Below are 12,397 nucleotides of genomic sequence, written 5' to 3'. Positions count from 1 at the left end.
GTCCCCGCAATGACAAAACAACAGAAGGGAGGGAATATGCTGAAGACCATCGATCCGCTGCTCAACGCCGATGTCCTCTACGCGCTGCGCGCGATGGGCCACGGCGACCGTCTGGTCATCTGCGACACCAACTTCCCGGCCGATTCGATCGCGCGGCAGACTGTGTTTGGCGAGCTGTTGCGTATCGACAATGTCAGTGCTGCGCGCGCTATCCAGGCTGTGCTTTCGGTGATGCCGCTCGACACCTTCGTCGACGATGCCGCGATCCGCATGGAGATCGTCGGTGCGCCAACGGAAGTGCCCCCTGTGCAGCAGGAGGTGCAGGCCGTGGTCGATCGCGCGGAGGCCAGATCCTGGCCCCTGGTCGGCGTCGAGCGTCATGCCTTCTATGAGCAAGCGAAGCGCGCCTATTGCGTGATCGCCACTGGTGAGCGCCGGTTCTACGGCTGCTTCCTGTTCACCAAGGGTGTCATTCCGCCGGAGGCCGCGCAATGACCATGAGCAGGCAGGGCGTGGCCATTCTCGGCGTGTTCGTGGCCGATCTGGCATTCCGCGCAGCGCGGCTGCCGGCGATTGGCGAGACGATCATCGGCTCGGGCTTCGCGGTCGGACCGGGCGGCAAGGGCTCGAACCAGGCGGTGGCGGCGGCGCGCGCGGGTGCGAGCGTCAGCTTCATTTCAAGGATCGGCCGAGACACTTTTGCTGAACTCGCGCTCAAGACCTGGGCGGCGGAGGGCATCGTGCCGCAGGTGACGCAGGTGGAGACCCCGACGGGCGCGGCTTTCATCTATGTGCACGAGACTCGTGGGGAAAACGCCATCATCATCGCACCGGGCGCGGCCGGCGGCATCTGCGTCGCCGATGTCGATGCGGCGGCGGATGCGATCCGGGCGAGCAGGGTGTTCGTCACGCAGCTCGAGCAGCCGGTGGAGGCGGCGCGGCATGCGCTGGAGACTGCGCGCGGCGCCGGCAGCATCACCGTGTTCAATCCGGCACCGGCCGTCCCGTTTGACGACGCGCTCTATGAACTCTGCGATTATGTCGTGCCGAACGAAACCGAGGCCGAAGCGCTGACGGGCATCGCGGTTTCCGATCTCGCCGGCGCGCGCCGTGCAGGCGACGCCTTGCTCGCCAAGGGCGCCGGTACTGCACTGATCACGCTTGGTGAGCGCGGTGCGCTGTTTCATGGCAAAGGTCGATCGGTTCACGTGCCGTCATTCGCCGCTGGAAAGGTCGTCGAGACCACCGGCGCGGGTGATGCTTTCGTCGGCGGCTTTGCTGCAGCGCTCGCCGGCGGTGCCGATCCGCTCGACGCCGCGCGCTTCGGCGCGGCGACCGCCGGCATCTCGGTGACGCGGCCAGGCACTGCGCCGTCCATGCCGCGCCGTGCGGAGATCGAGGCGCTGCTGAAGGAGCAGCCCGCGCCATGATGCGCAACGATCCGATCAAGCACGTCTTCATCTGGCCGGCGGTGCTCGTCGTGCTCGCGATTTCGATCTTTCCTTTGATCTTTTCCCTGACCACGAGCTTCCTGAGCTACCGACTGATCCCACCGATGCCGCCGCGTGTGGTCTGGCTCGGTAACTACGGGCAGCTTCTGCAGGAGCCGCGGTTTTGGAACGCGATCCTGACCACGACGCTGATCGCCGTCGTGGCGGTTGGCCTGCAATATGTGATCGGATTTGCGGTGGCATTGGCGCTGAAAGCGCGCATCCCCGGCGAACGGCTGTTCCGGGTCGCCTTCTTGCTGCCGATGCTGCTGGCGTCAGTCGCAGTCGCGCTGGTTGCGAGGATGATGTTCAATCCGACGATGGGGCCGCTGAACCAGCTGCTCAGCCATTTCGGCCTCGTCAACCTGCCGTTCCTGACCAATGGTCGCTGGGCACTTGGCTGCATCATCGCGGTGGAGGTCTGGCAGTGGACGCCATTTGTGATCTTGATGTTGCTCGCCGGCTTGCAGACCTTGCCGGAGGACGTCTACGAGGCGGCCGAGCTCGAGAACGCCAGCAACTGGCAGCAGTTCTGGGGCATCACCTTTCCAATGATGCTGCCGATATCGGCCGCGGTCGTCTTCATCCGCCTGATCGAGAGCTACAAGATCATGGACACGGTGTTCGTGATGACGGGTGGCGGTCCGGGCGTCGATACCGAGACTCTCACCTTGTTCGCCTATCAAGAGGGATTCAAGAAGTTCAATCTCGGCTACACCTCGGCATTGAGCTTCTTGTTCCTGATCGCGATCACCATCATCGGCGTAACCTATCTGGCGCTGCTGCGGCCGCATCTGGAGAAACGCCGATGAGCGCGAGCAGCCTCCGAGGACTGTCGCCATGGTCGCGGCGCCTGATCGCGCTCGGTTGTTTCGCCTGGTGCCTGATCACGGTGTTTCCGCTCTACTGGGTTGTTGTCACCGCGTTCAAGACGCCGCCCGGCGTCGTGGGCGGGCCAACCTATATTCCCTTTGTCGATTTCACCCCGACATTGCAGCCCTTCATCGATCTGTATCAGGGCATCCGCGGCGAGTTCTTTCGCACCTTCCTGAATTCGACCATGGTCGGCTTCTCGGCGGCGCTGATTGCGACGGCGATCGGCGCGATGGCGGCCTATGCGCTCGTACGCTTCGAATTCAAGGTGCGGCTCGGCGCTGGACTCGTGTTCTTCGGTCTCGCGCTCGGCGGATATCTCGCCTTCAATACCTATCTCGGGCTGACGCGGCCGCAGGCACTGTTGTTGGCGTTTCCGCTGGCGCTCATATCGGCGATCATCGCCAACCGGCTGCCTTTGCCGGGGCCGATCCTGGGCAATGAGGACATCCTGTTCTGGTTCGTCAGCCAGCGCATGTTTCCGCCGATCGTGGTCGCGTTCGCGCTCTATCTGCTCTACAGCGAGATCGGCCGGTTCGGCTTTCAGCTCATCGACAGCTTCATCGGCCTGACCCTGTGCTACGTGGCTTTCTCGCTGCCGATCGTCGTCTGGCTGATGCGCGACTTCTTCGAGGCACTGCCGATCGAGGTCGAAGAGGCGGCGATGGTCGATAACGTGCCGAGCTGGCGCATCTTCCTCGGCATTGTGGTGCCAATGTCGATGAACGGGCTGATCGCGACGTTCATGATCACGCTCGCCTTCGTCTGGAATGAATTTCTGTTCGCGCTGTTTCTGACGAATTCGCGCTGGCAGACACTGCCGATCCTGGTCGCGGGGCAGAATAGCCAGCGCGGCGACGAATGGTGGGCGATTTCCGCGGCTGCGCTGGTCGCCATCGTTCCGATGATGGTGATGGCAGCTCTGCTGAGCCGGATGATGCGGTCGGGCATGCTGCTCGGCGCAATCAAGTAACGACCAAAAAGGAAGCCTATAGGAGGGAGAAGACACCATGCTGAGAAGAACTGTCCTGATGCTGGCGACATCGCTCGCCACGGCCTGCACCTTCGGTCCGGCGCTGGCCTGCAGCCCCGATTACACGGGCGTGACGCTGACCGTCGCGACGCAGACCGGTCCCTACATTGCGTCGGCGCTCAAGCTCGGTGCCGATGAATGGGCCAAGAAGACCTGCGGCAAAGTCAACGTCGTCGAATTTCCCTGGTCGGAGCTCTATCCCAAGATCGCGACGTCGCTCACGTCGGGCGATGCCACCTTCGACATGGTGAGCTTCGCTCCCGCCTGGCTGCCGGACTTCGTGCCGTATCTTTCCGAGATGCCGAAGGAGATGCGGTCCGGCAAGGATTGGGATGACATCGAGCCGGCCTATCGTGAGCGCCTGATGGTGTGGGAAGGCAAGATCTATTCGCAGTCGATGGACGGCGACGTCCACACCTATACTTATCGCAAGGATCTGTTCGACGATCCCAAGGAGAAGGAAGGCTTCAAGACCAAGTACGGCTACGATCTTGCGCCGCCGAAGACCTGGAAGCAATATCTCGACATCGCCGAGTACTTCCAACGGCCTGATAAAGGGCTGTGGGGCACGGCAGAAGCATTCCGCCGAGGTGGCCAGCAGTTCTGGTTCTTCTTCAGCCACGCTGCGGCCTACACCAACAATCCGAACTATCCCGGCGCGATGTTCTTCGATCCGGAGACGATGGATGCGCAGATCAACAATCCCGGTTGGGTAAAGGGGCTGGAGGAATATATTCGCGCCTCCAAGCTCGGGCCGCCGAACGCGCTGAACTTCTCGTTCGGCGAGGTCAACGCGGCGGTGGCCGGCGGCCAGGTCGCGGAATCGATCGGCTGGGGCGACACCGGCGTCATCGCCGCCGATCCGAAGCAGTCGAAGATCTCAGGCAAGGTCGGCTCGGCGGTGCTGCCTGGCTCCGATGAGATCTGGAACGCCAAGACCAAGAAGTGGGATAAATTCCCCGAGGTGCTGCCCGCTCCGTTCATGGCGTTCGGCGGCTGGCAGATCGCGGTGCCGAAGTCGGGCAAGAACCAGCAGGCGGCCTGGGACTTCGTCAAGACGCTGACCAGCCCTGAGGTTTCGGGGCAAGCCGCGATCACCGGCGGCACCGGTGTCAATCCGTACCGCAAGTCGCATACGGCGAACATCGCGCTATGGAGCAAGATCTTCACGCCCGAGGAGGCCAAGGAATATCTCGGTGCCCAGGCGGATTCGATCAACGGCAAGAACGTCGCGCTCGACATGCGTCTGCCCGGCTATTTCTCCTACACCGAGGTAGTGGAGATCGAGCTCGGCAAGGCGCTGGCCGGCCAGACCACGCCGCAGGCCGCGCTTGATGCGATGGCCAAGGAATGGAACAGGCTGACTGACGAGTTCGGCCGCGAGAAGCAACTCGCTGGCTATCGCGCTGCGATGGGCCTGCCGCCGAAGAAGTGATGTGAGGATGACAGGTCCCGGACGGTGCGAACCGTCCGGGATCGCATGAGAGACAGAAAGCGAATCATGGCCGACGTTCTGATCGACAGCGTCTCCAAAGCCTATGGGTCCTACCGGATCATCGAAGGGCTCGACCTCCACGTCGCTGACAACGAGTTTGTGGTGCTGGTGGGGCCCTCCGGCTGCGGCAAGACAACGACCTTGCGGATGATCGCAGGGCTGGAGACGGTGACGTCAGGCACGATCCGGATCGGGCAGCGCGATGTCACGGATCTGCGGCCGGGACTACGCAACTGCGCGATGGTGTTCCAGAATTATGCGCTCTATCCACACATGAGCGTCGCCGAGAACATTGGTTACGGCATGAAGGTGCGCGGGGAGCCGCGGCCGCAGATCGACAAGGCGGTCAAGGAGGTCGCACGTGTGCTCGATCTCGATCCTTATCTCGATCGCCGTCCCAAGCAGCTCTCCGGCGGCCAGCGCCAGCGCGTGGCGATTGGCCGCGCGATCGTGCGCAGCCCGGACGTGTTCCTGTTTGACGAGCCGCTGTCCAACCTCGACGCCAAGCTCAGGATCGAGATGCGCACCGAGATCAAGGCGCTGCATCGCCGGCTCGCAAAGACCGTCGTCTACGTCACGCACGACCAGGTCGAGGCCATGACGATGGCCGACCGCGTCGTGGTGATGAACAAGGGGCGCATCGAACAGGCGGCCGACCCGATCTCCCTTTATGAGCGGCCATGCAACCTGTTTGTCGCCGGTTTCATCGGCGCGCCCAGCATGAACTTCATCGAAGGCGAGGTGATCGCGCGCGACGGTGCACTTGTGTTCGCCGAAGCGTCAGGCGTGGCGCTCGCTCTGCCGAAATGCAGAGAAGCGGTCTACGGCAGACATGTCGGAAAGCCGGTGGTACTCGGCGTGCGGCCCGACCATATCGCCCGACATGGCACTGCGGCAGGCGCGGTGGCCAGCATGATTGTGAAAGATGTCGAGCCACTCGGCCCGCACACGCTGGTCATCGGTTCGGTCGGCCACTCCCCCTTCACGGCGCAGATGCCGGTCGGCGTGGCGGCCGAACCCGACAACCGCTTCGACGTGCCGCTCGATCTGGAAAAGGCGCACCTGTTCGACAAGGCCACCGGGAGGGTGATTGCGGTGTGAGATACGCGGTCTGCCAGAAGGCTGCGGCCGAAGCACACGCCGTGAGGGCGGGCCACTGGAGGCGGTTTGCGTGCCTCGTGAAGATCGGCTGCCCGATTGCTCGTCGCCGGCCGAGCAAGAGTGAGCAGAGGCGCGTCGCTTTCGCAGATCAGTACTGAGATCTTCGTAATCGACGCCGCGTTGCCTATTGCACCACGAAACGGGAGTGATACGGCAGGTTGGCTGCGCCTACGGCCTTGGGCGCAACAAAGTTCGCGCCGTAGAGGAAATCCACCTCGGGTACCTCCTCATGAAGCTGGGAGCACAGGGTCTCTCCGAGTTTCGGTGGCGCATAGCTCGAAACGACAACGGAGTTGAAGCTGACCAAGCTCAGGAGGGAACGAACCGAATCGACGAGTTGGCGGCAACACAGACGACGCCATTCGGTGTAGTATTCCGCGGCAGCTCTCGGCAGGGCTTCCGATCCGACATCGTTCAGCGTAAGCCCATGCCGCTTCAGCTCCTCGCGCAGGCGCAGCAGCCCGACGTCATGGCTCAAGCCAAACCTGCCCCTGTGGATTTGATAGTTCAGGACGAGCCGGCTGTGCAGGTGCGGGCCAAGATAGAAGAAGAGAAAATCGGATAGCGAACGTGCTACTCCGAGCGGGGCGAGACGCTCGATATGCATATCATGATATGCAATACGCCTGCCTGTCGCCCTCGTACACTTCAATCAGTCGAAGCCCTCATGCCGCCGATACGGAGTCGCTTGTCTGCGCATCGGTCGACGTCTGATCGATCATTCTCGGTTTGGCTGGAGCCGAAGTTGGTGGTCGGCGGTCTGTAATCGGAAAATTCAATTCAATCGTGGTGCCGCCACCGGGTGTCTCGCAGATTGCGACAGTGCCATTATGCGTGGCCATGACCTGGGAAACGATGGAGAGACCTAGGCCCATCCCCTCAGCTCGGGTGTCTCCACGCCGGAACGGCTCAAGCAGAAGGTCAGGTTGGCTGGCCTTCATACCAGGTCCTGTGTCGACCACACTCAGTTGTCCCGAGGCCCTGACGTTGACATGAATGGGACTGCTGGTCGCTGCGTGAAGCACCGCGTTTCGGATCAGGTTCGAAAGCGCAACAGAGATCGCCGCTTCCGAGCCGAGGACCCAGACGGCGCAACCGGGGTCGGTGAACGCGATCTCACGCCCGCTTCTCAAGGCCATGGGCACATGATCGGCCGCAACTCTGCGCGCGAGTGCCACAAGGTCGATCTCTGTACGTTCGGCAGGCTCTATCGAAATGCGGGCCAGCTGAAGGAGCATCGTGACGATCGATGAGAGTTTCTGGTTTTCGGCAATGAGCCTGGTACGGAGCTCGGGATCGTCGACCTGCTCAAGCGTCGTGCGCGCGTTGGTGAGCGGAGTTCGCAGCTCATGGGCCGCATTGGACAAGAACGCCCGTTGCGCGTTCGATGCGCGATCAATTCGCGACAATGCCCGATTGAATGCCGCGATCAGCGGTAGCAGTTCCGCGGGAGCGTCCTGTTCCGGCAATCTGCGACCGTCAGGAACACCGTCGATCATCTCGGCCGCAGTTGCGACTGCGCGGACCGGACGTGCAATCAGCGTTGGTACAAAGACCAGGGCCGTAAACGCCGTCGCGACGAGGACGATGAGGATCGGGAGCGCGACAAACGTCGCATCGGTGAGCGTTCCGATCATGAGCTGTGTTGCAGTGTAGGCGACGCCTCCTGTCTCGATCCAGACTTCGCCGGCGGGCGTATCTCGAACGGCCACCATTTTCCTGATGTTTCGGGTCTGGCCGTCAACCGCGTAAGCAAGGAAACTTGTTCCCGGCTGTGGCATAAGTGGTTTCTGTGGGCGCCACTTTGGAATTGCGCCAAAACTGACCTCCCCACTCTTGTCAGACACAACGTACCAGAACGTTGGGAAGTCGCGAACGATCTTGTCGAGTCGCTTGGTCTGTTTGACCTCGAGCTGTCCCTGCTCGTTGCGCGCGACAGCCTCTTTCAGAGCGTCGGCCACGTCGGCGGCCCCCCACGTGCCGTCGTCATCGCCGCCAAGTCGAAGAAGCAGAGCGGCTGCGCACAACAGCATGATGGTGGTCACGACTCCGATAAGAGTCGCGGACAAGACCGTGATCGAGCGACGAAGGCGTCTAAGCATTTCACACTTCAGAATTGTTGTTCAGCCAACAGATATCCGAGGCCGCGGACCGGTCGAATTACAACCTTGCAATTTGCCTCGCGAAGGCGACGGCGCAGTCGAGAGACATGCGACTCGATCGCGTTCGACTGGATTTCGTCCTCAAAACCATAGGCCGCGAGCTCGAGCGTTTCGCGCAACACGACGCGACCGGTCCGTCGAACCATGGCCTCCAGGATCGCCAATTCACGTCGCGGAACAACGATGGGAGTCTGGTCGATGCAGACCACGCGGTTGACGATGTCGTAGCTCAGATTTCCGATGCTCACCACGGCACCCTTGTCAAGGAAGAGACGTCGCAGCACGGCCTTTGCCCTTGCCAACAGTTCAACCGGTTCGAACGGCTTGGGTACATAGTCATCGGCCCCGTCGTTCAGCGCACGAGCAATATCGAGGGGATCGTCGAGCGAGGTCAGAACGATCGTTGCGGGGCTCGGCTTCTGCAACCTTAGGTCAGGTAGCAACGCCAGTCCGTCGCCATCCGGAAGTCCTCTATCGATCACGACGAGCTCGAAATTGCGGACTGCGACCGCGGCTCTGCCCTCGTCGAGCGTCGTCACCATATCGGAGGAGCCAAAGGCGGTCGCGAGCGCATCCCGCAGCCAAGGCCCCAATTGGGGATCATCCTCCACGACCAGAACTCGCACCATTCTCTCCTAGGGTTCTCTAGGTCATAACTCTCTCCAATCATTACCGTTAGATTGCAATAGGATTACGAGCCCAGCTCGAATTGGGCTGTTTGATAAACAATTGATTATGCGTGTTTTTTTGTGTCTTTGCGTCAGGTCGCGAGCACTTTGGGCCGGGACCCAAGGGCGTCCCTGCTATCTCGCCAACTCGGGCGGCGGCGACACCTGCCTGGTGTTGTAGAACGATGTCATGTCTCGTTGAGGTGGTGGATGGGGCTGTTAGTTTTGGTTCCCTCTAAGATCACCCACGGTCACGCAAGGCGAAAGAACGAGAACCGGTTCGCGCCGCGTAGTGACGTACTGCCGACTGGGGTGGGGGCGGATACTTCGTCCAGGATTGGAACCGCAGCACGCGCGCCGCGCGCCGAGCGGACGCCGGGAATCAGGCGCGCAAGCGAAGAGGGCGTCGTCTTCCGTTGAAGACCACGCCCTCAGCGTTCACCTGCCAGAGTCCGCCTCAGGGTTCACCAATCAGATGAGGCGTCATAGTAGCCGTCACGATAGCCTGAGGAATAGTCGTAATCCGGGTAGTCGTACCCAGAATAGGCCGGCACCTCATAGTATCGGTGAACGTGAACACGTCGCCGATACGACGGAACATAGGCGTGTTGATCCTCATAGACATAGACTGGCGCGCGATGGGAGTTCGCAATGGCAGATCCGGCCAAGGCGCCAACGGCCAGTCCGCCGATCACGCCGGCCGCAATGGCGCCGCCGTCACCGGCTTGCGCCCCCGACGGCGAAAACGATGCAACAGCGATCAGCGCCGCCGCCGCGATCACAACTGGCTTATTCATGGGATGCTCCTTCCGGATTCGTCGATGCGATGCCCTGCCATTTGCCTACCGAACATTGCCGGAGAATTACGCCTGCGATCTCCCGAGATCATCAAGCTTTGGACGCGAGATGTTGTCGGGCGACCGGAGCGTGTCCGGCAAAGCGTGCCCGCGTTGCTGCGGCTAGGGCAGAATCGGCTGCGTCTCATCGGAAGACGCGGGGGTCTCGTCGGTTGGCATCCCATTTTGGGCTCGGAGAGCCTCGGGCGCGCAAGGACGTCGCACCGCCATCAAGGCAACGATATTTCGCTTCAGCCCAGGCAAGCCGAGCAGATCAGATTGGACGGTGAACACGCGCCTGACGAACGCGACGTTCTCCGCCTGGAGCGCCGTCCGGTGCATCCAAGCGAGACAATCGATCTGGTCCTGGAAGCAGAGGGCAGCCCAGCCGCGTTCCATAGCCACCTTGTTTGGCAATTTCCATCCGTACGGATAGGCGAAAGCCCGTGCATACTGCGGATGATCAGGACTATAAAAGGCGACAGCAAAACCAAGGCTTTCATTTCCGTCGACGACTGCAAGCGGGACTCCGGTCAGCTCGCGCCAGAGCCGGGTAAGTTCGTTCGCCGCCTCGGGGTAGAAGGTACGCCCCTCCTGATAGCCGTAGCTGTTGCGGTAAAGCGCATGGATCGGAGCTGCGATCACCACGGCTACGGCAGCGATGCAGGCCACAAGGACCGTTGTGTTTACAGTATAGAACCGCTCGATGCGATAGCGCGTGCTGCACACTGCGACAACGACGAACAGAAATAGCCCTTGCAGGGCCCACAGGGAGGGCAGGTCGGTGCCGACCACGACCGCCGTGACGATTGGCAGAGCAATCGAACCAAGGGCGATGTAGAGAAGCAGTCGAAGACCGGCGTTCAGTGCCGCAAAATCGTGACCAAGGCGCCTGAGGCGATAACCAGCAATCATTGCCCAGGTTATCGCAGGGACGCTTATCGCCGCCGCAAGGCCGGCCAGGAAAGAGGCGACCTCTCGAAGCGATGTCGCTAGATCGGTGTGAGCGTGCGCCAGCGCATAGGAGAATGGTGGAGCTCCCTTCTTTATGAGCCAGAAGATATGCGGTGAGAGCGCGATCAGTCCCGTCGCCACGGAGATCCACGGCGCGGCCGTCGTAAAATATGCGCGCCGCGAGGGGTGGGCAATGGCGGCCAGAACAAAACTGGCTACCAAAAAGATGGAGTAGTATTTCCCCAACATCGCCAGGGCGGCGGTCACTCCTGCAGCGATGGCCCAGAGCGCAGTCCTCGTTTCAAAAGCGCGCAGAAAGCAGTAGGTTGCTAGTGGCCACGGCACCAGCAGGACAGCATTGGCATTGAAGCGTTGGGCGTGGAACTGATAGGCGGGAGTCAACATCAGCAAGAGCAACACGATCAGTCGCTTGTGACCGGTCACGAATTGTCTCGAAATGAGATCGACGAGCCAGAGCGCAAGAGCGGCGTTCGACATTGCCATCAATTGCAGCGACCAGTTGGTCGAAGGAAATATCGAGCTCCACGCGCCTGTGACCCAGCCCATCAATGGCGGATGTTTGACAGAGCCCCATGAGAAGTGCCGGCCTAGCGTCCATGTCTCAAGTACGTCGGGATGTAGGCCGGAGCCGACATAGGCAATCGACAAGGCGAGCGTCCAGACAACGACAAAGCAAAGGAGCAGGAGGGGCACCGCCCAACCTGCTTCGACTCCCTCGATCCATCGTATGAAGGGACGTCGCCATGGCGCGGGGCAACGATCCGATTGTCTGGCCATTACGGAAAACGCAAAGTCTACCGGCATATGATCCGCTGAGGACGCAAGAGGGGCAGGACGGAGATGCTGGAGCGCCGGAATTGGATCGGCGCCGAGACATTCCGAATGGGCTGGCTGGTCCTGAGGCTCGCTGGGCGCGATGGTGAAGCGGTCGCATTTGATCCTCGCGGACCGCGATCGTGCGTCGGCTTCGCTATGCGCCTTTCACAGGCGTTCCGTCAGGCATTCGGTGACAAGAGCTTTGCTCAGTCGCTTACCAAAGAATTACGCCGCGCTCTTCGTTGTGCGATTATGATGGCCGTGAGCGATTTTGATGCCCTACGCCGACGTTTGGCGTTGCAACTCAATGTAGGGTGAGAGGAGCGCAATTGTGTATCAGAGGTGCTTCGTGGAGTGCATGAATCGAAATCCATCACACTAAGAGGAGCAGGCCGATAACGCGGCGGCCGTAATGTTTCGGTAATGCAGGTAGGCGAGTTCGGTTTAGGAAACGGACTGGAGGTGCGAATGAGAAAGTTTGCGCTCATTGAGCGGGCATTATAGGGGACCGTGCCTGCGAGCCCGTTTGGTCCCGCTGAGTTTGTGGTGCGCACCGCCGACGGCAAATCGAACGAAAAATCAAGAGCATTCACTTTCAGCAATAGCTGGCGTTCCTAGGTGCTGGAACACGAGGTTCGATGTCAGGCGGCACTGCAATCCCACGTGGTGCAACGCCCGATGAGCAGGCCGTCCGGGACGCGTCTCCAGCCCCCGTGACACCCGGACGGCCTGCGGCCGGGGATGTGTCCATGCGATTCGCTGACCTCGATGATCCGAATCTTGAGTGGCGTCGTGTAGTCGCAGCGGTTGCCACGTCGTCGGCCCGGATCGCGGCGCCAACCGCGTAGCATCGTGTCGCGCCTCGTGGCCCCGTCACCAGCGCCAACG

At 61.3% G+C, this 12,397-nt stretch carries 11 protein-coding genes; 6 read left to right on the top strand and 5 right to left on the bottom strand.

Annotation, left to right across the window (positions count from 1 at the left end; all coding sequences use genetic code 11):
* The first annotated feature begins 36 nt into the window (after window positions 1-36).
* From QX071_RS28585 to QX071_RS28560, 6 genes are all read left to right on the top strand, one after another.
* Entirely contained in the window at window positions 37-495 is a 459-nt protein-coding gene (locus QX071_RS28585) for an RbsD/FucU family protein (protein ID WP_315705842.1), read from the top strand.
* Window positions 496-497: 2 nt separating this feature from the next.
* Entirely contained in the window at window positions 498-1,430 is a 933-nt protein-coding gene (locus QX071_RS28580) for a ribokinase (protein WP_315705953.1), read from the top strand.
* Window positions 1,427-2,302, top strand: a complete 876-nt coding sequence (locus QX071_RS28575) for a sugar ABC transporter permease (RefSeq protein WP_315705843.1) — start codon at window positions 1,427-1,429, stop codon at window positions 2,300-2,302. The genes QX071_RS28580 and QX071_RS28575 overlap by 4 nt, the downstream gene beginning before the upstream one ends.
* Window positions 2,299-3,336, top strand: coding sequence for a carbohydrate ABC transporter permease (locus QX071_RS28570; RefSeq protein WP_315705844.1), 1,038 nt, complete (start codon window positions 2,299-2,301; stop codon window positions 3,334-3,336). Before QX071_RS28575 ends, QX071_RS28570 begins: the two co-directional genes overlap by 4 nt.
* Before the next feature lie 37 nt (window positions 3,337-3,373).
* On the top strand, window positions 3,374-4,831 hold the full coding sequence (locus QX071_RS28565) for an extracellular solute-binding protein (protein ID WP_409977603.1): 1,458 nt from the start codon (window positions 3,374-3,376) through the stop codon (window positions 4,829-4,831).
* Window positions 4,832-4,897: 66 nt separating this feature from the next.
* A complete protein-coding gene (locus tag QX071_RS28560) occupies window positions 4,898-5,992 on the top strand; it encodes a sn-glycerol-3-phosphate ABC transporter ATP-binding protein UgpC (protein WP_315705845.1) in 1,095 nt (364 codons plus the stop codon).
* Between the two features lie 184 nt (window positions 5,993-6,176).
* On the opposite strand, the gene QX071_RS28555 is transcribed toward QX071_RS28560, so the two are convergent.
* The 5 genes from QX071_RS28555 to QX071_RS28535 all read right to left on the bottom strand — a co-directional run bounded on the left by QX071_RS28555 (window position 6,177) and on the right by QX071_RS28535 (window position 11,497).
* Entirely contained in the window at window positions 6,177-6,659 is a 483-nt protein-coding gene (locus tag QX071_RS28555; protein WP_315705846.1) for a hypothetical protein, read from the bottom strand.
* A 58-nt stretch (window positions 6,660-6,717) separates the two neighbouring features.
* Entirely contained in the window at window positions 6,718-8,154 is a 1,437-nt protein-coding gene (locus QX071_RS28550) for a HAMP domain-containing sensor histidine kinase (protein ID WP_315705847.1), read from the bottom strand.
* 8 nt (window positions 8,155-8,162) lie between these two features.
* A complete protein-coding gene (locus QX071_RS28545; RefSeq protein WP_315705848.1) occupies window positions 8,163-8,840 on the bottom strand; it encodes a response regulator transcription factor in 678 nt (225 codons plus the stop codon).
* A 506-nt stretch (window positions 8,841-9,346) separates the two neighbouring features.
* Window positions 9,347-9,679, bottom strand: a complete 333-nt coding sequence (locus QX071_RS28540; protein ID WP_315705849.1) for a hypothetical protein — start codon at window positions 9,677-9,679, stop codon at window positions 9,347-9,349.
* 162 nt (window positions 9,680-9,841) lie between these two features.
* Window positions 9,842-11,497 carry a glycosyltransferase family 39 protein gene (locus QX071_RS28535; RefSeq protein ID WP_315705850.1) on the bottom strand — a complete coding sequence of 552 codons (1,656 nt, stop codon included), beginning with the start codon at window positions 11,495-11,497 and terminating at the stop codon, window positions 9,842-9,844.
* Window positions 11,498-12,397 lie beyond the last annotated feature (900 nt).

It is taken from the genome of Bradyrhizobium sp. SZCCHNS1022 (genome assembly GCF_032484835.1).
Lineage (GTDB): Bacteria > Pseudomonadota > Alphaproteobacteria > Rhizobiales > Xanthobacteraceae > Bradyrhizobium.
The sequence above is the reverse complement of the archived record's forward strand: the minus strand, read 5'-3'. Positions and strand labels throughout refer to the sequence as shown.

Bases quoted from the DNA above. Each gene is read 5' to 3' on its own strand.
- QX071_RS28570 (WP_315705844.1), top strand. From the start codon at position 2,299: ATGAGCGCGAGCAGCCTCCGAGGACTGTCGCCATGGTCGCGGCGCCTG.
- QX071_RS28550 (WP_315705847.1), bottom strand. From the start codon at position 8,154: ATGCTTAGACGCCTTCGTCGCTCGATCACGGTCTTGTCCGCGACTCTT.
- QX071_RS28580 (WP_315705953.1), top strand. From the start codon at position 498: ATGAGCAGGCAGGGCGTGGCCATTCTCGGCGTGTTCGTGGCCGATCTG.
- QX071_RS28560 (WP_315705845.1), top strand. From the start codon at position 4,898: ATGGCCGACGTTCTGATCGACAGCGTCTCCAAAGCCTATGGGTCCTAC.
- QX071_RS28555 (WP_315705846.1), bottom strand. From the start codon at position 6,659: ATGCATATCGAGCGTCTCGCCCCGCTCGGAGTAGCACGTTCGCTATCC.
- QX071_RS28585 (WP_315705842.1), top strand. From the start codon at position 37: ATGCTGAAGACCATCGATCCGCTGCTCAACGCCGATGTCCTCTACGCG.
- QX071_RS28565 (WP_409977603.1), top strand. From the start codon at position 3,374: ATGCTGAGAAGAACTGTCCTGATGCTGGCGACATCGCTCGCCACGGCC.
- QX071_RS28540 (WP_315705849.1), bottom strand. From the start codon at position 9,679: ATGAATAAGCCAGTTGTGATCGCGGCGGCGGCGCTGATCGCTGTTGCA.
- QX071_RS28575 (WP_315705843.1), top strand. From the start codon at position 1,427: ATGATGCGCAACGATCCGATCAAGCACGTCTTCATCTGGCCGGCGGTG.
- QX071_RS28535 (WP_315705850.1), bottom strand. From the start codon at position 11,497: ATGCCGGTAGACTTTGCGTTTTCCGTAATGGCCAGACAATCGGATCGT.